The 25,708-nt window shown below is 56.5% G+C and carries 20 protein-coding genes; 17 read left to right on the top strand and 3 right to left on the bottom strand.

What is annotated here, in order from left to right; all coding sequences use genetic code 11:
* Positions 1-143 precede the first annotated feature (143 nt).
* The 12 genes from AC3WUF_RS03310 to AC3WUF_RS03255 all read left to right on the top strand — a co-directional run bounded on the left by AC3WUF_RS03310 (position 144) and on the right by AC3WUF_RS03255 (position 10,903).
* Positions 144-1,235, top strand: coding sequence for a hypothetical protein (locus tag AC3WUF_RS03310; RefSeq protein WP_492422395.1), 1,092 nt, complete (start codon positions 144-146; stop codon positions 1,233-1,235).
* 12 nt (positions 1,236-1,247) lie between these two features.
* Entirely contained in the window at positions 1,248-1,769 is a 522-nt protein-coding gene (locus AC3WUF_RS03305) for a hypothetical protein (RefSeq protein ID WP_492422393.1), read from the top strand.
* A 201-nt stretch (positions 1,770-1,970) separates the two neighbouring features.
* Positions 1,971-2,648: a thermostable hemolysin gene (locus AC3WUF_RS03300; RefSeq protein ID WP_492422391.1), complete on the top strand. Its 678-nt coding sequence runs from the start codon at positions 1,971-1,973 to the stop codon at positions 2,646-2,648.
* A complete protein-coding gene (locus AC3WUF_RS03295) occupies positions 2,645-4,138 on the top strand; it encodes an AMP-binding protein (protein ID WP_492422389.1) in 1,494 nt (497 codons plus the stop codon). Before AC3WUF_RS03300 ends, AC3WUF_RS03295 begins: the two co-directional genes overlap by 4 nt.
* A complete protein-coding gene (locus AC3WUF_RS03290) occupies positions 4,125-4,811 on the top strand; it encodes an iron-containing redox enzyme family protein (RefSeq protein ID WP_492422387.1) in 687 nt (228 codons plus the stop codon). Before AC3WUF_RS03295 ends, AC3WUF_RS03290 begins: the two co-directional genes overlap by 14 nt.
* Positions 4,781-5,587, top strand: coding sequence for an SDR family oxidoreductase (locus AC3WUF_RS03285; protein WP_492422385.1), 807 nt, complete (start codon positions 4,781-4,783; stop codon positions 5,585-5,587). The genes AC3WUF_RS03290 and AC3WUF_RS03285 overlap by 31 nt, the downstream gene beginning before the upstream one ends.
* A gap of 29 nt (positions 5,588-5,616) precedes the next feature.
* Complete coding sequence (locus AC3WUF_RS03280; RefSeq protein WP_492422383.1) at positions 5,617-6,261, top strand: tetratricopeptide repeat protein; 645 nt, start codon at positions 5,617-5,619, stop codon at positions 6,259-6,261.
* Positions 6,262-6,285: 24 nt separating this feature from the next.
* Complete coding sequence (locus AC3WUF_RS03275; protein ID WP_492422381.1) at positions 6,286-6,753, top strand: TlpA family protein disulfide reductase; 468 nt, start codon at positions 6,286-6,288, stop codon at positions 6,751-6,753.
* A complete protein-coding gene (locus AC3WUF_RS03270; RefSeq protein WP_492422379.1) occupies positions 6,750-6,962 on the top strand; it encodes a DUF4266 domain-containing protein in 213 nt (70 codons plus the stop codon). Before AC3WUF_RS03275 ends, AC3WUF_RS03270 begins: the two co-directional genes overlap by 4 nt.
* A 1-nt stretch (position 6,963) precedes the next feature.
* Complete coding sequence (locus tag AC3WUF_RS03265; RefSeq protein ID WP_492422377.1) at positions 6,964-8,244, top strand: DUF3570 domain-containing protein; 1,281 nt, start codon at positions 6,964-6,966, stop codon at positions 8,242-8,244.
* A gap of 62 nt (positions 8,245-8,306) precedes the next feature.
* Positions 8,307-9,137, top strand: coding sequence for an FAD:protein FMN transferase (locus tag AC3WUF_RS03260; protein WP_492422375.1), 831 nt, complete (start codon positions 8,307-8,309; stop codon positions 9,135-9,137).
* 209 nt (positions 9,138-9,346) lie between these two features.
* Positions 9,347-10,903: an AAA family ATPase gene (locus AC3WUF_RS03255; RefSeq protein WP_492422373.1), complete on the top strand. Its 1,557-nt coding sequence runs from the start codon at positions 9,347-9,349 to the stop codon at positions 10,901-10,903.
* A 90-nt stretch (positions 10,904-10,993) separates the two neighbouring features.
* Here AC3WUF_RS03255 and AC3WUF_RS03250 read toward each other — a convergent pair whose 3' ends face one another.
* The gene (locus AC3WUF_RS03250; protein ID WP_492422371.1) at positions 10,994-11,830 is read right to left on the bottom strand and encodes a hypothetical protein; all 837 of its coding nucleotides are present in this window, start codon (positions 11,828-11,830) and stop codon (positions 10,994-10,996) included.
* Between the two features lie 153 nt (positions 11,831-11,983).
* The gene (locus AC3WUF_RS03245; protein WP_492422369.1) at positions 11,984-12,892 is read right to left on the bottom strand and encodes a hypothetical protein; all 909 of its coding nucleotides are present in this window, start codon (positions 12,890-12,892) and stop codon (positions 11,984-11,986) included.
* 484 nt (positions 12,893-13,376) lie between these two features.
* Here AC3WUF_RS03245 and AC3WUF_RS03240 point away from each other — a divergent pair, with 484 nt between their 5' ends.
* The 5 genes from AC3WUF_RS03240 (at position 13,377) to AC3WUF_RS03220 (ending at position 24,451) form a co-directional block, all read left to right on the top strand.
* Complete coding sequence (locus AC3WUF_RS03240; RefSeq protein ID WP_492422367.1) at positions 13,377-14,321, top strand: GIY-YIG nuclease family protein; 945 nt, start codon at positions 13,377-13,379, stop codon at positions 14,319-14,321.
* 362 nt (positions 14,322-14,683) lie between these two features.
* A complete protein-coding gene (locus AC3WUF_RS03235; protein WP_492422365.1) occupies positions 14,684-16,999 on the top strand; it encodes a P-loop ATPase, Sll1717 family in 2,316 nt (771 codons plus the stop codon).
* Positions 17,000-18,276: 1,277 nt separating this feature from the next.
* A complete protein-coding gene (locus AC3WUF_RS03230; protein ID WP_492422363.1) occupies positions 18,277-19,989 on the top strand; it encodes a hypothetical protein in 1,713 nt (570 codons plus the stop codon).
* 573 nt (positions 19,990-20,562) lie between these two features.
* Positions 20,563-22,365, top strand: coding sequence for a DUF262 domain-containing protein (locus AC3WUF_RS03225; RefSeq protein WP_492422361.1), 1,803 nt, complete (start codon positions 20,563-20,565; stop codon positions 22,363-22,365).
* A 79-nt stretch (positions 22,366-22,444) separates the two neighbouring features.
* Positions 22,445-24,451: a hypothetical protein gene (locus tag AC3WUF_RS03220; protein ID WP_492422359.1), complete on the top strand. Its 2,007-nt coding sequence runs from the start codon at positions 22,445-22,447 to the stop codon at positions 24,449-24,451.
* Positions 24,452-24,610: 159 nt separating this feature from the next.
* On the opposite strand, the gene AC3WUF_RS03215 is transcribed toward AC3WUF_RS03220, so the two are convergent.
* Positions 24,611-25,405 (bottom strand): BglII/BstYI family type II restriction endonuclease, encoded by a 795-nt coding sequence (locus AC3WUF_RS03215; protein WP_492422357.1) that lies wholly within the window; start codon positions 25,403-25,405, stop codon positions 24,611-24,613.
* Positions 25,406-25,708 lie beyond the last annotated feature (303 nt).

Genomic DNA, 25,708 nt, shown 5'->3' with positions numbered 1-25,708 from the left:
AAAGGCAAGCAAGGTCAGCACGGCAGCCGGCACGAGGCTGACCAGCAGAAACGCGATGACGAGAATGCGACGTATGCTCACGCGGCGGTCGAACGACGATTTAGACTGCTGGCCATGAAACGACGGTATCTGATGCTGAAACGATGAACGCCATCATAGCGGGCGCTACGCGGGCTATTCGGTTGGGCATGGGTATCGGATTGGCGATGCTGTTGGCGGCCGGGCCAGCGGCGGCCGAAGAGGTCGATGACGCAGGCGTCGACCAGCCCCCTGCTGCGGAGCGATACCAGCTCGGGCATGGCTTCGCTCTGGGCGACAGCGGATTCCGGCTCGGTGGCTATGGCGTGGCTGGTGCCAGGGAAACGACCGGGGAACCCGATTGGGAGGCCGCCATTGAGTCTCTGAGTGCCTTTGTCTGGTGGGACGGCGATAGCGCCTGGCGCTTCTTTGCCGAACTGGAAATAGAAGACGTTCTCATCGCGCGACCGGGCGAGATCAGTACGACCGACGATCTTGAGTTGCTGGTGGAACGGCTGCATGTCGACTACGCCTGGCGCGACGCCGCAAAACTGCGCCTCGGCAAGTTCCTCACTCCGGTCGGGCGCTGGAATCTGATCCACGCCGCGCCGCTAGTCTGGACCAGCTCGCGACCGTTGATCACCGAAAGCACCTTCCCGACCAACGCAACGGGCGCGATGGTCTACGGTCTTCTGGAGACGCCCGTCGGCAGCGTCGACTATTCACTGTACGCATCACCCGGCGAGGAACTGTTCCGCGTCGATGACGAGGAGACGTTCAACGAGGCCTATGGCGGGCATGTCGGCCTGTCGCCGGTGCCGACCTTCAAGATCGGCCTTTCGTTCGTCGATTTCGAGCTGGCCGACGACAACAACCAGCGTCGCAAGCTCTACGCCGGGGACTTTCACTGGTCGTATAACCGCTTCGAGCTGACGGGCGAGTACGCCTATCGGGTCACTAGCTTGAGACAGGGCTCGGGCGATGAACACGGCGGCTACCTGCAGTTCGTCGCGCCGCTGACCGAAAAGCTCTACGGCGTGGCGCGCTACGAGCAGTTCGAGAACTCGGGAACGGACAGCAATCTTGAACTCTATCTGGCCGGCCTGACGTACCGCTGGAAACCTGCAGTTGTGCTCAAGAGCGAGTACAGCGACGCCCAGGAGAACGACATCGGCTTCGTCGATGGCTGGCGTGCGTCGATCGCGGTGCTGTTCTAACCGGCGCCGGCAATGTTCCGAATCAACCGAACTGCACGTTGGGCTGCCGCATCAGCTGCGCTCGTCATGCTGGCCACAGGCACCGCCCTGACGGCTGCCGAACCGCTCGCGGTCGTCGTTTCCACGCAGCGCCCGATGGAGGTTATCGAGGCGGACACCCTCGCGCTGATCTACCTTCGCAAGAAGCAACAATGGCACGACGGGCGTCGCATCCAACCCGTCAACCTGCCGACCAGCGATCCGATGCGTCGACAGTTCTCCGATGCGGTGCTGGAGCTGGAAGCCCATGCGCTCGACGACTACTGGAACGAGCAGTACTTCCACGGCGTCATGCCGCCCCATGTCGTGCAATCGCCTGCCGCCATGGCGCGCTTCGTCGCCCAGACCGAAGGCGCCATCGGGTATCTGCGGTACTGCGAGGTGCCCACGACGCTGCGCACCGTGTTCGTTGTGATGCCCGACGGTCAGATGCGCAGTCCTGCTCAAGCTGAGGTCAGCTGTCCGATCACGACATCGGACCGCACGTCGGAGTAGCAGCAGGCTGCAAAAATTGTCGACAGAACCTGCGGCCGCACGCCGGATTGCGGGATTTTGACGCCTGACAGTTTCGCGCAGAGTTCGATACAACCTCATAGAGATCAGTTGCTTATCTGTCGCCCCGCGCGGCTTGGCACTAGCGGCCTCGGACTTGCGTGATTGCTCCCAACACCCCGCAGCGGGGTGAGGAGCAAGCCCTTGATCCAAGCGCAGACCGCCGTATCCGCCCGTACCGCAGCCCCTCCACCGGCGGCTTCCCAGCTGTTCCTGCACGAAGCCGATGAAGCCACGCGACCGCTGTACTCGCGGTTCATTGCTCAGCGATTCGCCGAAGCCTACGGCGCCAAGCTCTACCATTTTCTACCCCGGCTCTTCGGCTTGCATGAAGCCAGCGGTCGTCTGGTCGCCGCGTTCGGGCTCAACGACGCGGCCCGGGGCCCAATGTTTGTTCAGCACTACTTCGACCAGCAAGTCGTCGAAGCAGTCCGCGGGCACGTCGGTCGTGCGGTGCCGGCAGCCCAGCTCGCGGAGATCGGCAATCTCGCCGGGGCCACTCCGGGAGCCCTGCGCCAGCTGATCCCAGTGCTGACTGGATTTCTCCATGACCAGGGCTACACCTGGCTGCTGTTCACTGGCTCGGCTCGGCTTCGCAATGGATTTAACCGGCTGGGTTTGCCGCTGCGAGTGATCGCCGAAGCCAGTGAACAGTGCCTGCCGCAAGCCGAACGCGGACTTTGGGGAGCGTACTACCAGCATTCGCCAGCCGTCATGCTGGGGGACGTCAGAGGCGGATACACCTATCTTCGCAAGCTCGCACGCTCGCCCCTCGGGATCGACGGCGCGTTGGCCGAAGTCAGCCGGGTCGGCGTGCCATGAGCCGAGTTATCGCTTCTATTCTCGAGCACGCACGCACGCAGGGCGACTCGATCGCCTTGGAAAGCGGGAGCAGGCAACTCGACTACAGCGCGCTGGACACTGCAGTTCGCGAGCTGGCGACGCAACTCCGGCAGGCCCGCGCACGGACCGTTGGCCTGTACGCAGACAACAGCATTGCCTGGGCGCTGGCCGACCTCGCATGTCTTGCAGCTGGCCTGCGCGTCGTACCGATTCCGTTGTTCTTCACCCCAGCACAAACGCGTCATGCGTTGGCTTCGTCAGGTGCAGATGCCATTCTCGCGCACCCGCTACTGCCGGAAACCTGGGACAGCCTGACGAGCCCGACATTTCTGCATGCCGCTGGCGCCACCCTTGCGCTGCATCGCATTGCGATCAGGTCAGCCACCGTGCCCGAAGGCACGCGGAAGATTACCTACACGTCGGGAACTACTGGCGCACCGAAAGGTGTATGTCTGGCTCTGGACTCGATGGAAGCCGTAGCCGAGTCACTGTGCGACGCCACCGGCGCCAATGCGCAGGATCGTCATCTCTGCGCGCTTCCGCTGCCAACCCTGCTGGAGAACATCGGCGGCTTGTATGCGCCGCTGCTCGCCGGAGCGACCGTGTGCCTGCGCAGCTCCGCCGACGTGGGACTGCAGGGCGCATCGGGTTTCGATCCGCGGCGATGCCTGGAGGCGATCCGCGACAGTCGTGCGACGACGCTCATTCTCGTCCCCGAGCTGCTGCATGCGCTGGTTCGCGCCATCGAAGCGGGCGTGCCGGCTCCTTCATCTCTCCGCTTCGTTGCAGTGGGCGGTGCCCCGGTCGCCCCGCGCCTGCTTGCCTCAGCCAGGCGACTCGGCCTGCCGGTGTATGAGGGTTACGGACTGTCTGAGTGCTCATCTGTCGTCGCACTCAACACCTCGCGAGCGGCGCGATTAGGCTCTGTGGGTCGACCTCTCCCGCATCTGCGCGTCCGCATCGGCAGTGGTGGCGAGATCCTGGTAAGCGGAAACGCCTACATCGGATATGTCGGCGAGACGCCGCGCGATCCGAGCGAAGCGGTGGCAACCGGTGATCTGGGGCATCTCGACGAGGACGGCTTTCTGCACATCACCGGCCGTCGCAAGAACATGTTCATCACCGCCTTCGGCCGCAATGTGGCGCCGGAGTGGGTCGAGCGCGAACTGTGCCTGCACCCGGCGATTGCGCAAGTCGCGGTGTTCGGCGAAGCGCGGCCGTGGAATGTCGCGGTCGTCGTGCCGCAGCCTGGTGCGGACCCCGATGTGATCGCACTCGCGATCATCCAATGCAACCAGGAGCTTCCCGACTACGCGCGCGTCTCGCGCTGGCTGCTCGCAGATCAACCGTTTTCCCCAGCAAACGATCAGGCCACACCCAACGGACGCTTGCGCCGCCTCCAGATCGAATCTCACTACCGTCACCGGATCGAAGCCCTTTATGAAGAGTCTTGCGATGTCATTTCATGACGAACTGCTGACCGCCACGCGCGGTGAGCGCGAAGCGCTGCTGTCCTTGCCTCTGTTTGACAATGCGCTTGCGGGCCGCGTCACCCGGTCAATGTACATCGACTTCCTGACTCAGGCGTATCACCACGTCAAGCACACGGTGCCGCTGATGATGGCCTGCGGCGCCCGTCTGACCGACGACTACGAATGGCTGCGCGCTCACATCGTGCACTACATCGAGGACGAGTACGGCCATCACGAGTGGGTACTCAATGACATTGCTGCTGCCGGCGGCGATCGTGAAGCCGCGCGTCGGAGCACTCCGGCGGCGCCGACGCAGATGATGGTGGTGTACGCCTACGACCTCATCGCACGCGGCAATCCGGTTGGATTCTTCGGCATGGTCTTGGTTCTTGAGGGCACGAGCGTTGCGCTCGCCTCCGCGGCAGCGGACAAGCTGGCGACTTCGCTTCAGCTGCCGAAGAAGGCGTTCAGCTATCTGAACAGCCATGGCGCGCTCGACATCGAGCACGTCGACTTCTTTCGCAAGCTCGTCGACGGCTTCGAACTCGAATCGGACCGGCAGGCCGTCATCGCCGCCGGCCGTCACTTCTATCGCCTCTATGGCGACATCTTCCGCCACATTCACCAGGAGCACGCCTCGTGCGAATTGAAGAAAGCTGCATCGTTCTAACCGGAGCCAGTGGCGGTATTGGACGCGCCGCAGCACGTGCATTAGCAAAGAAGGGCGCTCGGCTATTCCTCTGCGCCAGAGATGAAACTGCACTCAACATTCTCTGCGACGACCTGCGCGCTCTAGGCGCGCAAGCTACCGCAGTCATCGCCGATTTCAATGATCGGGATGCGGCTGCCAGTGCTATAGCCGGCGTGATCGCGCACGCCGGCCGCATCGACATGCTGATTAACTGCGCCGGCACATCGCACTTCGGCGTCTTCGAGGAGACTCCCGACGAGGAGATGGAGCGGATGCTCCGAATCAACGTTCTCGCACCGATGCGCCTGATGCGCGCAGCGATTCCGTACATGAAACAACGTCGGGCTGGCTTGATCGTCAATGTCGGATCGATCTTCGGCTCGATCGCCTTTCCATGCTTCGCTGCGTACTCGGCAACCAAGTTCGCCTTGCGTGGCCTTTCGGAAGCGATCCGCCGAGAACTTCACGGCAGCGGCGTTGGCGTTCTGTACTTTGCACCACGGTACACGCGTACGGCACTCAACGCCGGTGCGGTCAGCGAGATGGCCCAGGCCGTCGCGATGAACCAGGACGAGCCGGAAAGCGTCGCACAGGCGCTTGTCGCGGCGCTCGAACGCAACCTGTCCGAACGCTATCTCGGTTGGCCGGAAAAGCTGTTTGTTCGCATCAACGCCTGGTTCCCGCGTGTTGTCGACGCCGCGCTGCGCCGCCAGACCCAGCAGATGCTGCCCTACGCGCTGCAGCGTGTGGGCTGATTTCTCAGGTTGCCATTACGGAGATTTCCATGAACCGCTTGTTCACGTTTGCTGCAGTCCCGCTGCTCGGCCTGCTCTTCAGTACCGCCGCACTGGCCGATGCGCTGAATGACGACATTCTCCAGTTGCAGCACGCTTGGGCCGCCGCCTATTACCACGCCCCTGGTGATGATCAGGAGGATATGTTCGAGACCTTGGTTCAGAACGCCGAGCAGACCACCAGCCGGCACTCCGGCCAGGCGGAGCCTTTGATCTGGCAGGCCATCATCCTGAGCAGCTACGCCAAGGTGCAAGGCGGACTGGGCGCTTTGGGTTCGGTCAAGAAGGCGCGGGAGTTGCTGCTGTCTGCCGAGAAGATCAATCCGAATGCGCTCGATGGATCGATCTACACCTCGCTCGGTAGCCTGTACGCCAAAGTCCCTGGATGGCCTATCGGTTTCGGTGACAAGAAGCAGGCTCGCAAATACCTCGACAAGGCCCTGGCTTTGAATCCAGACGGCATTGATCCGAACTTCTTTTACGGCGAGTTGCTGCTCGATCAGGGCGACAAGGTTTCAGCAGTCACCTATCTGAACAAGGCGTTGGCGGCGCCGCCGCGACCGAATCGCGAGGACGCCGACTCCGGTCGGCGCGAAGAGATCAAAGCGATGCTTGCGCAGGCGCAGCGATCATGACTTTCCTTTGAAAGGGCTTCGATCATGTCCATGATTCGCAGACTTGCCGCGTCGGCCGTGCTGCTGTTCATCAGCACGGTCGACGCGGCTGCCGGTACAGCGCCTGAACTCCCGCCTATCGCCGCAGGGGAGATCACATACGTCGACTTCTGGGCCTCGTGGTGTACGCCCTGCGCCCAGTCGTTCCCCTGGCTCAATCAGATGCAGAAGAAATACACGAGCCGAGGCTTGCGCGTCGTCGGCGTTGGTGTGGACACCGACGAGAAGAACGCGAACCGATTTCTCTCGGCACACCCAGCGCAATTTTCGATTGTTCTGGATCCACAGGGACAGCTGGCCGAGCGCTTCAAGGCTCAAGGCATGCCGTATTCGGTGATTCTCGATTCGGCCGGCACTGTGTTGCACAGCCATGTGGGGTTCGATTCTGGCCTGGTCGATGAGTACGAGAAAGCCATTGAAGCCGCTTTGGCGGCAAAAGGAGAGCAGAGATGAGAGCGATCTTTCTGACACTTGCGGTGATAGGCCTCGCCGGGTGCTCAAGTCTGGGGGCGAAGCCGTGGCAACGCGAAGCACTTGCCCGCGCCGACATGAATCCGGATGCCGAGCCGCTACGTGCCGCACTCGACGATCACATCTACTTCAGCAAGGAGGCTGCCAGCGGCGGCCGCGGCTTCGGCGGCGGCGGCTGTGGTTGCAACTGACATGAGCCAGAAGATCAGATCCATCGGCGCTGCGGCGTGCGCTCTGCTCGGCACGACGGGCCCGGCGCAGGCCGAGCCGGCAAAGTGGGAAATCGACACCGCTACGCTGATCTACAGCGAGACCGATCGAGTCTCACTGGTCGAACCGGTCATTGCTCTGCGTAGAAACTGGGGCGAGCGTAGCCTGGGCGCACGGCTGACCCTGGATGCCCTGACGGGTCCTTCCCCGAGTGGCGCGACGCCGGCATCGACACCGCAGACGTTCACTGGCGCTTCGGGCGGAGGCGACACGTACTCCGCCAGTCCCGGAGAGATCCCTATAGACGACGCCTTCCGCGATACCCGCGTGGCGCTTGCACTCGACTACACGGCACCGCTATTTGCCGGCTGGTCAGCCAACTACGGGGTCAACTTCTCGAAGGAGTATGACTATCAATCGATGGGCGCTTCGCTGCGCGCCACCCGCGACTTCAACCAGCACAACACGACGCTGTCGGCGGGAATAGCCTACGCACTCGATACCATCGAAGCGGTCGGGTCCGTGCCGGTTCCGCTTGCGGTCATACAGCGTCGTTACGGCGAGGATGACAGCGACGGTGAAGATCGGTCCGTGCGCGAGTCGAGCGACGACAAGAATGTCGGAGACCTGCTGGTCGGTGTGACACAGGTCATCGATCCGCACAGCCTCCTGCGTCTGAACCTGGTGTTCAGCCAATCGAGCGGCTATCTCAACGACCCCTACAAGATCGTTTCGGTTGTCGGCACGGATGGCGAACCGCTGCGCTACGTTCGTGAGAGTCGACCGGACTCGCGCACCAAGACCGGCGTTTTCACCGAGTATCTGCGCGACTTCAGTGGCGACACATTCAAGATCAGCTACCGGTTTCTTTCCGACGACTGGGGAACCGACAGTCATACGCTGGAAGCTTCATATCGACTGCCTTTCGGCGGCAGCAACTACATCGAGCCGCAACTCCGCTATACGATGCAGAGCGCCGCTGATTTCTATCGTGTGGCCTTGTTCGACGGTGAGGAGCAGACCGTGCAGCACGTCAGTGCCGACTACCGCTTGGGAGAGATGACTGCCTGGACGGCCGGCGTGCAACTCGGGCGCAAACTGCAAAGCGGCTCTGACATCAGTCTTCGTCTGGCTTACTACGTGCAGACGCCGAAGGATGATGCAGTTCCAGCCCAAGCGGCCGCAGGCCTCGCGAAGTTTGGCGAACTCGTCCCCGACACCCAGGCCATCATGGCGACATTCGGCTATCGATTCGACCTGTGATCGAACACGCCCCCCAGGTTCTGACCGGAAGCACTGGATCCCGATTGGCGGGGTTCAGGGCAATGGCCAGCCCCTGGGAAGTCCAGGTCGCCGGCGCTGCCGACGATGAGCTCGCGCGTGTCGCCGAAGTGGTTGCTGAGGAAGTGAGGCGAATCGAGCACAAGTACAGTCGCTATCGAAATGACGGGGTCGTTCATCAGATCAATGCATCGAACGGCTCGGCAGTTGACGTCGATGAAGAAACCGCAAGGATTCTGGACTATGCCGGACAGCTTTGGGAGTTGAGTGATGGGCTGTTCGACATCACGACAGGGGCACTTCGTCGCGTCTGGACGTTCGATCGCAGTGATCGGATTCCCAGCGGAGCCGCCGTCGAAGCCGCGCTTCAGCACGTTGGCTGGGGCAAGCTCCATTGGGATCGACGCAGCATTCGGCTTCCTGAAGGCATGGAAATCGACTTTGGAGGTATCGGGAAGGAGTACGCTGTTGATCGGGCATTACTGCTCGCACAACAAGCGACCGATAAGCCAATCTTGGTCAACGGCGGCGGCGATATCGCGGCCAGTGCGGCGCCAGCGTCCGATCAGATCTGGCGAATCGGTGTTGCCAGCAGCACCGGCGAAGCAACCCCCATGCTGAAGCTGCAGCATGGTGCTGCCGCGACGAGCGGTGACGCCTATCGCTACCTCCTAAAGGATGGCGTGCGCTATAGCCACGTCCTGAGCCCAAAGACGGGGTGGCCCGTCCCCGATGCACCCCGCAGTGTGACTGTGCTCGCTCCGACCTGCAGTGAGGCAGGGAGTCATTCGACGATCGCGCTGCTACATGGCAAATCTGCTGAGAGTTACCTCGATTCAGTAGGTGTTGCTCACTGGGTTGAGCGCTCCAGCTAGAACATAGGGACTAACCGACCAGCTTCCCCAAAAGCAGCCGCTCGCGACCGTCTGCATCTGGCACATTGCCGACGGATCTGGCACCCGCGGGGACTCGAAATCCCCGTGTCGGGCCTCCGCTCACAGCAGCACCTCGCCCAGATGGACATGACGCCCGACAGCAAAATGCTTGGTAGGATGACGATACCTAACTTCGACCAAAATGCAGGATGCCAAGTAGCCAGCAGGTCACACATAGCCTCAGCATTAAAAAGCTTAAAGGGCTTTCGTCACTCGACGAAATTCGATTTGATGAGAAACCTCTGACAGCGATCTTGGGGCCAAATGGATGTGGCAAGTCAACGATTCTTCATGCCCTAGCCTGCTGCTATAAGCCGATTGGAAATACGGATCAACAGAATTGGCGATTCCGGGATTTTTTCACGCCTACTACTGACTCAACATGGACAGGAAGCTCGTTAGAGATGGTCCATTCCCACCGGAACGGTACCGAGCAAGCTTCGAACGTTAAAACCGAGTATTGCAAAAACGCTGGGCGCTGGTCTCCTCGTTATGCGAACCGGCCGGAGCGCCATGTGCGCTTTATCGGCATCAAAACTTGCGTGCCACGCATTGAAGAGGAGACGTATACCTCCGCTATCAACTATCAAACCGAAGCTCACGCTGACTCCGACCTCATAATGGCCAAGATGGCGGCAGTCTTCAATCGTGCGTACAGCGAGTTGAACATTCACAAGGCCCACGCTGGACGCCAGTATCCCGGCCTTGCTCTGAATGGGACCCGATACTCGGCTCTCGCAATGGGGGCCGGTGAGCAGCGCGTACTGGAGATCCTGTCGGCGGTTTTCAATTCTCCGAAGCACGGACTCATCTTGATCGATGAAATCGATCTGTTGCTACATACCGCTGCGCTGGCGAGTTTGATTCGTATTATTTTCCAACGCGCGCAGGACAAGTCGCTGCAGATAATATTCACGACTCACAGAGAAGCGATCCTTGAACAGAAGGACATGGTGAGCATCAAGCACATTCACACCGTCAGGACTGCCACCCCGAAAACCTACTGCTTCTCGAACACCAAGCCAGACGCACTAAGACGGCTGACTGGAAACCAGGAAAGGCCCCTCGAGATTTTCGTGGAAGACGAGATGGCTCTCGCCATCGTCGAACATGAGCTTTTCAGACTCGGAATGAAGCGAGCAGCGAACATAACCCCATACGGAGCGGCAACTAACTGCTTTACGTTGGCGGCCGGTCTGATACTGTCTGGAGGACATGACGTTAATAGTCAGCTGTTTCTACTCGATGGTGATCTCTATGTGACCCCAGATCAGCAACTGGAACGAGCAAATTCCGTACTAAGCGGGACAGAATCCTATGCTGCCTCTCGACGACAAACCTGCCTCGGGGGAATCAGAAAGCTCTGCGCTCAGCCAGGCACACCGGCAGCACCCGAAGCTCAACTTCATAAGATGATCCGCGATTTACCGAAGGGCAAGGACGACGGCACCAACGAAATAATCGATCTTGCAACAGGAATCGAAGCAGTCAGCGATACCCACTCGCTGATCGAGCTCATTGTTCTTACGCTCAATGTGCACCGCCCCGTAGGTTTGAGCGCCATTATCAAGGTGGCGTCTCTATCACCGCTTTGGGAAGCCTACGTCGCGGAATTACGTGCCTGGCTAGTGGCTCGAAGGCCTCAAGTCGTTGAAGAGTTGCCGACGAATGTAACAATCGCAGCGGAGCCTTCCATTGCCGGATAGCTTTTGACTCCGCGCTTGCTTAGCCGGCCTTGGGGTGACCGACTATTGCAAGCGCGCAGCCCGTACCACGCAGGCGTCCATTGCCCGATCTCAGTCGGGAGTGCCCGTTTGCTCAATCCGTTGCAGCGCCCCGCTTGACCATCTAAGACCATCGCGACTCTCCGCATTGGCGAACCCCTCTACCGCCAAGGTCAATCGCTGCCTCATGACATCGATCTTTACCGGGTCTGTTTTAACTGAAAGGTGGTGTCGTTCCTTTTTCCCGAGAAAGTATGCAATTCGCTCGGCGTTCGCCCCGCTTGGATGGGGCAGCCCTTCAAGTACACGCAGGGGAGTAAGAACACCCTGAGAGACAAGCCACGAGAGAGCTTCAGATGGTACAGGGCCGAGCGGGACAAATACTGCATGGGGCAGTGCCTTCGCGAGCGCGCTGAAGTGCTTCAACAACATCTGGCGTAAAAGCGGGTGCTTTAGCGGGCTGGGTTTTCCATTGTAATTTTCACCAGCAGCGAACACGGGATACTGAAGAACAGATGTCGTCTGCAGAAGGTGGCGTGCCCCCTCGAAAAGCTCCCCACATGAGCGCAACTGAAGCCACTTTTGAATTCCGATTCTGTCAAGTAAATGGATCAAATTTTTTCTCGTAGCCCCCGAGAACGCTCCGATCCGCTTCGCCCTCTGTATTACCTCTGCGGCACTGACACCTTCCATGATTGCCCGTTGAGCCTCTCTCAGCGCATCGTGAGCCTGCACTTTCCCTGGAGTGATTCCCACAAGTACTAGTCGCGCATCCGGGTTAATCCACTCGAAAGGTGCGTAGTGGACTGATAGAACACCCTCCTCGGCAATAAGAAGCGACTTCGCCTGCGGGTTTCCTTGATAGGCTGCGATTTTTGACTCGTACTTCTCGAACATCGAAAGATTCATGGATTGATTTCTCGTCGAGCCGCGTGGTGCCTGCGATATTTACAGCGACCCAAGGGGATACGAAATCTCCGTGTCAGTCAGGGGCGGAGCGCGGGTCGCCTTGATCAACGCACTAGGCAAGTAGTAGTCGATGCAGTCGGCCAATTTGCAGAATCATCCGAACTGCAAGTACGGTGGTAGGTTATCTAGGTCGACAATAACTGTCGTATCAGGAAAGTTCTCTGCCGAGCCATAAAGCTGTTGACCCGCACGGTTCGGGACTTCGAAACAGAAGTCGAAATGCCCCTGTTGCACCGCCTGCTTGGCTCGTCCCAATAGAGCACCGAGATCCGCTTCAAATTTCCCATCGGATCTAGATCGCAGGGTTGCGAGTACGCGATTAGGTGCGCCGGTCCGAACTCCGCCCAAGGGCGTCGAGCCCGTGTGTCCGCGTAGGCGATCCAACTCATACCGCAGATGCTCGCTCTCTCGCTGCTTTAGGCCTCCGCCAATGACAGCCGCGCTCGCGACTTGTGCAGCCACCACAAATGCATCGATCTCGTCTTTCGTCAAAGGCTTTAGTGCGACCCCATACTTGTCCAAGCCCGAAAGCTCACCGGCATGGTCGTTGAATGTCGCCATCCTATGGACTAGACAGTGCCGGTGCTCCGATGTCGCGGCATAAACTCGGCAGAGAGCAGCCCAAACCGCCGCGTCGTTCGTCAAGATCGTTTTCTCACCGCTCCCGTCCGTTGCTGCCTTCACCTTCGCAGCAATCGTCCACCCCTCCTTCTTATCCTGCTTTATGGCTGCCCGGCACATCGACAGCTCAAGGAGCAGGTCGATAATCTTCCATGCGGCGCCGAAGAGAAACGGCATTGCGGCCGACCTCAGCTGAGCTTTGCCTCGTTCCGAAGTCGACGCATGGCTGACGATCCCCAAGACGACAGGGTCTCCGTCTTTTTGCCATTTCCGAAGATCAATCTCACCACCGACCCCACTTGTTCCGAGAGGTCGGAAGCTATCGATCATATAGCGCTCCAGGCCCGTGCTATCAGCATAGTCTTCCGTGCTTTCGATCATTTCCCTTTACCCTTCTACGCAGTCGCGTGTACCAACGCTATCTAGCAATCGGATTACTTGGATTGTAGTACTTAGAAGCCGCCCTCTTCCGGATTCGACAAAATGCAGCAGGTAACCACAGTTGCTCCGCCGACGTGTACGACGATTCATAGCTCTTCCACGGTTAGGAGTCACCGGTCGAGAGGAGACGGCTCTCGCCTATGCTGGAAGTCTGCGGATGCAGTCTTTTAAAGACTCGATGTCAAAATCGCCACCCTCTTGCACCGGCGATCGTAATGTTCGACCAGAACGCCGACACCCCAGATGCGCTGGACCGCCTATTGGAGTGACGTTAGCTTCTCGGCTCGCCGGCTACTCCGGTCAACCTATCGCTTGCGCGCTCTCTTAGCCTGACTGCTGAAGCTGCGGATGAGAAATCCGCATGTCGCTATAACACTACTGCCACATGCAACGTTATTCTGTGGGTCAGTATTGAGGAGGTCCTGTGGCAATCGGAAAGAGCATTCGTATATACCTCTCGGATGGCGCGGTCAGCGGGATTCGCCACGGCGAGATCGTGAACTGGACCGGACAGGCAATAGCATGCCCACGCGCCAGAATCCCAGAACTAAAGGAATGGCAAGAAAGCCAGCGGCCCGGGGTCTATTTTCTCGTTGGGCTTGACGAGGAAACTGGCCAGGAAGCGGTCTACATAGGCGAAGCTGAAGTCGTGCGAGAGCGACTCATCAACCATGTTGCCGGGAAGGGCTTTTGGAGCGAAGCCATAGCCTTTACAAGTAAAGATGACAATCTAACAAAAGGCCACGTGAAGTACCTTGAATCCAGGTTGATCACACTCGCTCTCGCGGCAGGCAGATACAAATCCTCAAACTCTGTTTCCCCTCAGCTATCGTCTCTACCACGGGCTGACCGGGACGCAATGGAGGAGTTTCTGGATGGCATTAGAACGTTACTAGGCGTACTAGGTCACAAAGTTCTCGAGCCCCTGGTAACCAGCCCGGCGACAGTGAAAGCGGGCGTTGAGAAGAACAATCAGAGCATCCCCGTGCAATCTGCGACCCCCTCATCCACTGGGGTTTTGCTGCTACAGATGAATGTCGCGGGCATTCAGGGGACCGCAATTCGGAGTGATGAAGGCCTTGTCGTGCTTAAGGGATCGATGGCCGCTCTGACCGCTCAGTCAAGTCTGTCTAACGGCTATGCAGCCACGAGAGATAGATTGATTCAAGAAGGAGCTCTCGCTTCCAATGGGAAAGCGTATCTCTTCTCCAGAGATTGCCTTTTTTCCAGCGCCTCGCAGGCAGCAGCAATATGCGTGGGATACCCGATTAACGGCCGTGAAGCGTGGAGAACGTCTGACGGCACGACCCTTAAGAAGCTAGAAGAAAAAATGGCGACATCTGGCGGCTCCCCTACGGCCGGCGCCTAAGATGCCAAACAATTTTTTGCAATGATTCGAGGCTTTGCCCCTAGCACCCGGAGAGGAAATCCCCGTGTCGACCATCGGCCCCGAGGCTATCGGGTGCGACCCAAAATTCGGACCAAATACCGACACTAGCGAATGTGCGGATCGAGCCTGGCCAGGGCGGCTTGTGTGCATTTCCCTGCGCGTCCGGAGTAATGTTACCGAACAAAACGGGGCTATAGTCTAGTCGACCTATTCGGGGGCGTTGATAGAACGATTTGTTGCTGTTCGACTTGAAAGTACACGTGGGGAGCGCGCTCAAGTTATGAAGTTGCGTGGAATACGGTAGCAGTACGCTTGCTGTTGGCAAACGTGGGAGGTAAGTCGTGGAGAAAATCGTTGGATTTGTCGCCTACGCATCGCGCCCCAAAGAGGCCGTCAATTGCCTTCAAGAAGGAATCCGTATTGCGAACTCAACGGGAGGGTGTTTCTTCACCGGCTGGGAGGAGAATGACATTGCAGGCCGCCCCCTAACTGCGCCAATTTTCGAGGGCCTCCGCGAGACAAATCTGTTAGTCGCGGACATAACATCGTTAAACTTTAACGTCACTTTTGAGATCGGATACGCGATCGGCGTAGGGCGGCGCGTATACCTTGTACGCAACAAAGATTTCACGATTGATTCGGACCGAATTAATAAGATCGGCATCTTCGATACTCTGGGATATGAGAGTTACGACTCTCCGAAAAGTCTGGCCAGATTGATTTCTAGCATCAAAGACTTGAACCCCATTAACACAATTACTCCCCTCAACGGCACAACTCCAGCCTATATTCTGGAAACACCCGGCCAAGGGCATGTGATGACGCATATAAAGTCGCGCGTCAAAAAAGCGCGTCTTTTTTTCAGAAGTTTCACTCCAACAGAGGACTTGCGTCTCTCTGCCAGCGATGCAATTCACCATGTGGCTGCTTCGTATGGAGTGATAGTTCCATTAATCACTCCTGGAATGGCAGATTTTGAGGTTCACAACATCCGCGCAGCATTCGTATGTGGCCTCAGCTTGGGTTTCGAAAAAGCCACATTGATACTGCAAAGCCAGGAAGCACCCAACGCTCCGCTGGATGTCCGTGATTTTGTTAAGCGGTATGCCCGTCCAGAAGATATTACTGAGCACATACATCAGTTCTCGCTTTCTGTGTATGAAGCGATGCAGGCCGGAACAACTGCAGCCCTGCCATTACAGAATGCTCTTGGCTCTCTTAGCGTAGGAGATCCAATGGCAGAAAATGAGTTTCAGACTCTAGGTAGCTACTACCTGCAGACTGACGAGTTCAATAGAGCGACGCGGGGTGAGGTTAATTTAATTGTTGGCCGCAAAGGAACTGGCAAGACCGCACTCTTTGCACAACTGCGAGACCACAAACGGTCCGACAGGTCGAATGTCGTTGTCGATTTACGTCCTGAGGGCTACCAACTATTAAAGCTTAAGGAAGAAGTGCTGGATTTTCTGACTGCTGGGGCCAAGCATCATCTCGTGACCGCATTTTGGGAATTCTTGCTCTATTCCGAGATCGCATACAAGGTTCTAGATAAGGACGCAGATTTACACCTCCGTGATCATGATCTGTATGCGCCATATAGCGCGCTCAAAAAGGCGTATCACGGACCAGCCGTTTCTGAAGGAGACTTCTCCGAACGGCTATTGCGCCTATCGGACAGCATCACTTCTGACTTCAGGGCGCGATACGGCAATGTTGATTCGAAGCGACTTACCGCTGATGAAGTAACGGCGTTTCTTCATTCTCGAGATATTCGCTCGGTTAAGGAGCAGTTACTGTCTTACTTGAAGCACAAGAACGAGGTCTGGTTGCTTTTCGACAACTTAGACAAGGGCTGGTCAACGCACGGGGTTACAAGTGGTGACGTAACGATCCTCCGTTGTCTTATAGATGCCGCTCGAAAGGTGCAACGCGATCTCGTCAAAGGTCGAATTGATTTTCACGCGCTTGTGTTCGTGAGAAACGATGTCTATCAGCTCCTCATGGATGAATCTGCCGATTTCGGCAAGGAGTCTCGTGCAACATTAGATTGGAGCGATCCAGATCTCCTGAGATCAATGCTTTGCAAGAGACTGCGTCAAGCACCCCAACTTGCAGATATGCCATTTGACGCGATATGGCAAACACTATGCGTTTCTCACTATCAGGGGGAAGAGACTTCGCAATTGATGATCGATCGATCCTTGATGCGACCTCGTTACTTGTTGAAGCTCTTCAACGCATGCCGCGGCTTCGCCGTAAACCTTCAGCATGACAAGATCAATGAGCACGACATCGAACGCGGTCTATATGCGTTTTCGAATGACCTTCTCGTTGATGCGGATCATGAGCTGACAGATATCGAGCCATCGGCGAAACGGCTTATCTACCAGTTTCTTGGGGAAAGAAGTACGTTCACACCAGATGATCTGACCGTTCTATTTGAAATGCACGGCATAGTTACCGATCGCGTTCAACCGGTAATTGACTTTCTTTTGTACTACGGATTCCTGGGAATTCGATATCAATCTGACGATGTTCAGTACATTTATGATGTGGGATACAACATGGAGATACTTAAGACGAGAGTGACAAAAAATCGGCAAGCGATTATTTATGCGCTGCACCCTTCTTTCTGGCCGGCACTGAAAGTTTCATAGCGGTCATGCGTGATCGCGGATACCACGACGAGAAGTGGGCACAGCGCAGTTCGTTACAAGACGTCAATCAGATTCATTAGAAACAGCGGCGACCACTCAGCGGGGCCGCTCAGAACGGGGATGCGAAATCTCCGTGTCGGCAACAGCGACGTGTGCCCCTCGCCAGCCCGAGATGCAGCCGAGGCATGCACGCAAATCCAATGATCTACCTAGGGCAGCTTCGGAAGCCCATTCTTTTCGCTATGTTGCTTGACTGCTAGTGCCAAGAGGCTGAGGCGCGACGTTGCCTTATACCCAGAGGCAATTGATAGCCCCCCAAAGAATGGGTATACGGTTACAGATATAAGCGCTCGCATAGCCCCGCATGCAACATCTGGAGAGCAGGGTTGATGACCTTGATACTGCGGGATTAGCAGAAAAATTATAGTGGTGCCTATGAACATGACAGTCACAAGTATTGCGCGGCACCACCCCACGACTAGATAGCTTGGATTTTCTGCAAGCGCTGCCACCAGTAGCAACTGCTGCTGCTTTCTTGCTTCTGCACGAGCCTTCAGCCGACTCGACAGCCCGCCCATCAAACGAGCGATCCAGTCCTTGATAAATCCTGCAACTACACTTACTACGATCCCAGCAAACACAACGCTGAACCACCATTCAGGGTCGCTGACTTGATCTGCTAGCCAGGTCATTTTCCCGCTCCCAATAACCCCAAGACCACGTTAACCGCCGAACTGCGGGACTTCTGGGCGACGGTCCATAGACATCTTCTAGCCGATTGCCCCGCCAGGTATCTTTCTGAGCCCGGTTCCTCCACCAGAGTTATATCGCTGCGGCCAACTCTGAAGCAAGGAGCAGGCCGCTTATCAACACCAGTCGCTAGAGACGGTCCGCCACTCGTAACACTGCCATGTCGGCATTAGAACCGCGACTGGACAAGCCCGTGCCACGGTTCCGAGTAACTTTCCGGCAACTCCTACCAGGCCCGGCATCTACACGGGCCACTGTCCAAACTGCACAACACTTCTGAAGGCCACTATCCCAACGAGATTATCAGTATCTCTACGTTTGTCGCGCACCTACGAAATGCCCTGCCTGCACCTTGAATAATGAAGTTGCAAATCTCAGACGGCGACTCTAACTTCAGAAGCTTTTGTCATTTCCCCCACATGCGCGAGGACGGGCAGCAAGCTGACTAGGAGCACTAGGCCATTGAATGACTGTAAAGTGCGTAGTTGATATCTTGGGGGCGATCAGGGGGATCTATGCCAAGGGAATTGACGCAAGCAATTGAGAAAGCCTATGCGGAACGTACCGATCTGCTCGTATTGGCCCTCACCGGAAGAACCGGCAGCGGTTGCACAACGACTGCCAACGCATTAGCAAAACCGATCGGGGCGCTTTCCGTCACTAAGTCTGGCCTGAGCCCAATTGAGAGCAGAAAGTTCGACATTTGCTTGAGCTTCGCCAAAGCTCAATGGGTGCCCTTTAAGGTCCTTACCGTATCAACTGTAATTTTTAGCTTCCTGCTTCAAGAAAACAGAAAGGACATTGAAATTTTTCTGGGGAAGCTAAAGGGATCGAAGCCAATTCAATCGATACCCACCATATGTGACCAACTTGATGAGTTAAGAGGGCACGAAAACTATGGCGCATTCTCTCGACTAGTCGGCGCAGGGCACGACGAGGAAGCTGCCGCAGATGCGTGGCTTTTTTACTCGGGCCCCCTAAGCGATGCGTTGCCAAAGCTTCGAGCTTCCCTCGGCTCCGCCACTTACGCCTCTACGTTCCAAACCTTCGGTGACAATATCCGCAAAAGCGGCTCCGCGATCAATACTTCAATTGATCCATCTCAGCTGTTCACTCTCATAACTAGAGTCAAGCGGCTCGCCAAGGCGGCTTGCCGCGACGATCGTCGCAGAAACATTTCCAGCACTCGAGTCGCGATTGACGCAGTACGAAACCCACTTGAGCTTGTCTACCTCCGGGATCAATTCGCAGCATTCTTCGCTATAGCTGTCACTACGAAGGACGAGAATCGTCAGCTACGACTTTCTGATTCTGGAATGGCGAAACGCGACATTGAATCTCTCGACAACAGAGAGTACTCAAAAAAATCTCTCGGAAGCTACGACACATTTGTTTCACAGAATTTGCAGGAATGCATTCAAAAATCTGACCTGTTTATTCATAACAATGGACGCCCTGATGAGATCGAACTCAGCAAGTCTCAACTGCATCAGCAGCTAATCCGCTATGTCGCGCTCATCCTCAGGCCGGGACTTGTCACTCCCACGGCAGATGAACGCTGCATGCAGTTGGCGTTTGTGGCAAAGCTAAACAGCGGATGCATTTCCAGGCAGGTAGGTGCCGCAGTTACGGACTCTCATTTTTCCATAAAAGCTGTGGGTTGGAACGACGTACCACGCGGCCAAGTTTCATGTGTTCTCAGAGATGCCAGCACGCTTCTAAATGAGCGAGACGAGCTCGCTTTCAGTCACTACGAAGAAACCGATACGAAGTTTCGCACTTACATCGCCAAGGAGTTTGCAAATGCAAACCCCTTGAAAGTTTCTTCCGGATTAAATTGCCCTTTCTGCTTCAAGGATGCCTACAACGCGGTAACTGACAAGGAAAATCAGGTTCACACGCGAGCGCTTCATGCGGAAGAAAATGCATTCATGCAGCTCGCGAAGTACGGCAATAGTGGAATATCAGGTGGTCAGCTATACACCACAGCAAGCCCTTGCGAGTTGTGCTCAAAGAAGGCTTACCAGCTTGGCATCACCGAGATCATCTATGTCGACCCATATCCAGGAATATCCTCGACACATATTCTCGCCGCCGGCGATCACAACCTTCGGCCGAAACTGAGATTGTTTGGTGGAGCTGTCGGACACGCATACCATCGACTTTACGAGTCTGTTCTCCCAATTAAGGATGAGTTCAAAGCTCGTCTTAGGGATGACCCTCCCGCCACGCTGCTTTAGATTCAACTACGTGGCTCACCGCGCCGAGGCCAATAGGCATGTCGCAGCGAGTCGAGTTCTGCAAGATTTTGGAGCCACTGAAGGTGGCGTAATCGATCGAGGCTGCTCGCGCGTTCACTTTGCGTGGATGCATCTAGTTAAAAGCTCGGTCTCGCCTTTGCCGACTTCGGAGCACGGAGTTTTCGCAAGCTTTGAACAAGCTCATTGTTAGCTGAGAATCCGCACGGGCAGGACGTCGGCTAACACCTCACATCGAATCGATTTTCGCCAAAGTTCGGCGCCGAAAAGTTCCGATGCGAACGAGTTCTCGAATCAAGACTGGCGCAGCGTAGGATTAAGTTCGCCCCCTCTTGAACAGCTTTATATCTGTTTCTGATGGGTCATAGCTAACCTGAGTAGCACTTAACAAGTGACAACCATTCACGCTGGCAAGTTGCGTTTCGTGAACTGAGTTCTGGCGGCCGTGACCGCCTCGTGGTACGGCTGTAAGATTGCCGCAGAAACCGGAGCCGCGAGCAATCCTGGCTGCGTGCACACTGCGTGAACCCGATGATTCTGAAAAAGAGGTAGGACATGCCTGCAACGGACTACATTAGAGCGAACGCGATGGAGCTTGATCGTGTCCTGTCCGCGAAAGAGCTCTATCACGTACCGATCTTCCAGAGACCTTACGTCTGGAGCCGCCCAACGATAGATGCTCTTTTCGAGAACATCCAGGAGATCGACCTTGCAGTGGAGGATGACACCCATTTCATTGGAGCTATCTTCGTGGCCGATCGTAGCCATGGCGGAGCCGGCCGCCCCCGTGAGTACTGGCTCATCGACGGCCAGCAACGCATAACCACCCTATATTTGATGCTCCTCCACCTAGCAGTGCTCGCCGCGAAGGCGGAAGAGCAGATGCTGGTCAACAAGGTCGAACGATATTTGTTCGAGCAGCTGCCGGACTCGACCCGACAGCCACGCTTAATGCCAACCGTGGCCGACAGTCGACAGTTTCGAGACGCGCTTCTGACGTATACGGCTACGAACAAGATCAACCTTCCGCCCGACAGTGGCGGCAAGGAAGGCTACATGTCAAAGGCGTTCGCACACATCAGAAAGCGGGTTAGCTCCATGGTATTGGAGCAAAGCAGGTTCAACTTGGCTCGTGCAGAGGAACTCTTTCGGAAGCTGCTTGAGCGATTAATTGTGGTGAATATCTCGCTCAGTGATTCTGACGATCCAACCCAGGTATTTCACACTCTCAATGCGACCGGACAAAAATTGGAGATTGTTGACTTGGCGCGAAACGAGATCTTTCGAAGGCTCAAAGATGACACCGAGTACACCAAATCCCGCGCAGTCTACGACGCTCATTGGCAGCCCTTAGAACGGCGATTCGAGACCTCTGATCTTTTCAATGACTACTTTTTCCCCTATGCCCTAGCAGCTAAGCCAACGGCGAAGGCGTCGAAATTATTGCCGGCACTTCGTGAACAGTGGACCAACGATACGCCGGAAGCAATCATCTCAAAACTTGAGGCGCACGCGGGTGTGTACTTGGCGTTCAACTCAAGCAACGCAGCAGAACTGACCGGTCTGAGGCTCGAACCGATATTGCAGGCGATGTTTTTTCGTCTCAGGAGAATGGGCTCGGGCCTCCCTTCCAGCACCTACCCGTTTCTCTTCAATCTCCACGCCGCGTGGCTAGCGAAAACCATAAGCTCGGAGACCTATCTCGCCAATCTGCAACTGTTGGAATCGTTCCTAATTCGACGCTTCTTTGCCGGGTATGAGCCGACCGGCCTTCACGCCGTTTTCAAGGGAATGTGGAAGGAGACCTTAGGCGCTCCTGCGAGATTCGTCGATGTGATCACCAAGAGCAGGACTATCGATTTCCCAGATGATGGGGAGTTTAAAAGGAATGTCGCGGAACGTAGTCTCTACGGCCGCAGTCTGGCTACGTATGTCGTTATGGAGTACGAACGCTCCTTTACGGACGGGGACACCATTTCTGACGACTTTCAGGCACGCGAGCTGGTCACCCTCGACCATGTAATGCCGCAGACCCTTGGCGACGGCTGGAGCGTGAAGAGCGATGAACACGTCGCTTTGGTGGACGTCTGGGCGAACCTCGTCCCCCTCAGCCGCAACGCCAACTCCCAGAAGAGAAACGCGCCGTGGATTGTAGTTCGAGACTTCTATCGCAACGATGCTATGTTCAAGTCGGCACGAGCCTGTGGAACGTCCGAGAATTGGGATGCAAAGGCAATTAGGGCCCGAGCGCAGATACTCGCTTCTTGGGCAGTCCAGCGCTGGCCAAAGGCCGTTCTAAGCAGTGAAGCGGCACTTCAAGCCTCGAGTGGTAATGCTCCGTCAAGGGACAATGGCTAGTCGGGCGCTTGGGGAGCTCGTCCAGCAACTGCGGCGCAGAAATCTCGAGCGCGTCCTGCTCTGGGGCAGCACGCCGGAATTGTCCGCCCTCGCCCATGAAGACTGGGCCGGATTCGAGTATCGCGCTTGTTATGGGATCAGAGATGAGACGAGCGGCTTTTGGCATCCTTCCCCAGCACCTGAGGTCGCTGAGTGGGACTGCGGACTTGTCGTCGTTATCGGATCTGGGAAGGAAAACCTGATTGCCGACCTGGCTCATTGCATCGAACGAGCTCGCTACGGCGCTGTCCTAGTGGTTGAGTTAGACACGAACTCGCTCCAGACATCGTCAGGCCGCAGTGCCCTTGACCTGCTCTCGAAACACCCGCTACGCCTTTACTCCGGCACTTTGACGGAAACGATTTTAGGCGAAGAACGGGTCGTCGTCGTTTGCAGGAAGCTCTCCCTCGAGGAGCAGTCAGCGCCAATCACTAACGTTCTGGCCTCTGAGGGAGATCAAACCGCACTGAGTAGAATCGCCACGGCGGCGGCAATCGGTTCAGATCTCAGTGCAAACGGACTCACCCGAGGTTGCATAGTGCCCTGGCTAGCTCTGTTCATGCCGGTTGTGACCCGCGAGTGGATTGACATGTCCGTTTTCGGAGCCCGCTCGAACGCAGAGGTAGTCGCACTCGGTGCTCACTGCATCTTACGGGCACTTAAGAACTCAGATGAAGTGGTAGAATGCCGCGAGAGTCAGGCGCTCATCATTCATGCGGCGCGGGGTGTTGTCCGAATCGCCGGAACGATAGGTGCTGACGAGACATTTGACGGTGGATGGCACGCAATCGAACTCGAGTCCTCGAGTTTCACACTTCGATTCCTAGAAAGAGCTTTGCTGAGCCCGCCGGCAGGTCTAGGGTTTCACGCCGCGACGCGTAACGCTTCCCGGCTTGTCGACGCTCTGAGATTGTGGCCGCTAGCGCTCATTTCCGAAGCGCGGCAATCGTATGTCGTCGATGGATATGCTACGGCAGAAGCGATCAAGAACAGTTTAGATGCGCTTCATGATCGATTGCCGGATCAGACCAAATCCCTTTGGGGCACCGAGGGGCAGAGCCGACCAGCTTTAGCTGAACTCAAGGATGTTGACCGGATACTGGCGTCCAAGGCAGCCGACTCGATTGAGAGTTCGATCAGTGAGCGGATCGAGTCGCTTCCAGCGCCGCTCGCCGCGATTCTTTGCGCATGGCAAGTCAGTTTAGATACCAAAGAGCGCATGGAGCTGTTGCTTCACTTCTTTGAAGCCGCGCTCATTCTTCACGCGACGTGGCTACTTAGCGGGTTCTACTCCGAGTCGCTGTCTTCGCGAGTGAATCATTTGGCAACTGACGAGAGTGGAAAGAACCCACTTATCGCGCGAGCATCGATCGGCACTTGGCGGTATATCATTGACAAGTACGCCTCGGAGGTTCGCGACGCATGCGCTCGCGAGTCAAAAGGGGATGTGAATAAAGCGGACGCGATTCGGTCTGGCTTCGCTGATCGATCGCTGCTGATCCCTCAAACGCTTTCGAATCAAGAACTGGCAATAGTATTCGCCAGAGCAAACGAGTTAAGAAACGAGAAAACCGGGCACGGCGGGCATCTCACCAATGCCGACATCGAAGGTGCCAACCGTCAGCTCGACAATATTCTCTGCGAGTATCTGCAGCTTACGCGTGCGATGTGGAGTGTCACGAGACTGGTCTCCGTTGGAGCAATGTCGTTGACTCGCGGAAAGTACGCACTAAGTTGCAACGTGTTGCGCGGTAGCAAATTGAGCGAGCCGCTAGTGCTGTCACTGGAAAAACCAGTCGAATCCAACTCGCTTGCGCTCTACGCAGACGACGAGGCCACGTGCCTGAGTCTGCTTCCGCTGCTGAGGATAGTTCCCCGCGCCGGCTCAACGGTAGGAGACTGTAGTTTCTATGCACGCACAGAGCGCGACGGCGTCGCAAGATACGTGTTCTATCATCCAACCGAGCAATCGCTAGCACCACTTGACGTCGTCGACAGTTGGGGGCCGCAATCGCCCTTGCAACGTCTCGCTTTCGGTCCCATCTAGGGCCTCGCGCGCTGCCGATCGATCTGGAGCGAACAACTCATTCCGGAATTCATCTCATCAGCCATGCATCCTGATCGAAATTATTTGAATCCAATCAAAGCTAACTCTAGGCATTCTTGCAGTCGTCGATCGGGAGAGGCGACCCGAACGGCGTAGCGCTTATTCTGGGTCAATTTCCTCTTGCTCAGCGACTTCGTCGGGCGCAACAGGGAGTTGGCCTGTTTCGACGCGTATCGTAGCGTTGAAGTCTTCAATTTTCCCGATCTCGATCCCAATCATTAGGAGCGGGCATGGCTTTCCCTGGGCTCGTTCATGCACACGAACGCTGAGCTTGTTCCAGTGAGTGGTCGCTGCCCCGAATTTGTGAGCAGAAAGTATGGCGCCGGCCGCTTGCCCCAAAGTCACTCCTCGCTCCATACGGCGCCTTATTTGAATCTTTTGCTTTGCCGTACATTCGATGTCATCAAGTGAGCGAATGCCTGAATAATGTTCGATGAATACCTCGGGCAACCTTTCCTGAAGAGTACGACCGCGCGTAATAATGATTCCGGCGCTGATATAGCCGATCTGATGTAGCTTGCGGAAATTTTCGAGGTCGCGATCAAAGAATGGATCCTTATTGTTCCATTCGATTTCGAGTGCGATGCGCCCGCCTTCGAAGGCTTTTAAATGATCGATTTCGTGCGACTCCGAAGGCAGCTCGACCCTGTCGACAATATGCTCCTGGCGGACATTCTTTTTCTGCCAGCCTATTTCCGATAGCGCGTTTCGTAACCGCTGAGTAATCGTGGTCTCGCCGCCGCCGCTCTGGATTACCTCCCGCTTCTGAATCTTGAAGGGCGCCAGTACAGCTGCAAGCTCGTCCAAGGCGAGCGGCATGTCGTGCGAAAGGATGGCTCCAGCATGATGTGTCGCCTCTAAGTGCAGACCTGGAATTGCGGTAAGCCTACGCATTTTGGTTACTTTCTATCCACTTTCCGCAGGAATTAGAGCTCAGCTTTGCTGACGTTGCCAGCACTGAGGCGGATAGCATATTCTGGGGATACACGCTGTGCATCCACTGTGACCACACATGAATGAAGCAGGGCTCCGAATTCGAGTCGATGCGGTACTTCGTGATGCATTCGTTCGCGCCTGCCGAGAGAACGATACGACTGCGTCTCGGGTAGTGCGTGAAGCGATGCGGGCGTATATCGATCAATACCAGAAGGCGCTGCAGGGTGAGCTCCCCCTGCTGACGGCGACGACGGGCCCAAG

The organism is Fontimonas sp. FW305-C-3, assembly GCF_058783185.1.
The sequence above is the reverse complement of the archived record's forward strand: the minus strand, read 5'-3'. Positions and strand labels throughout refer to the sequence as shown.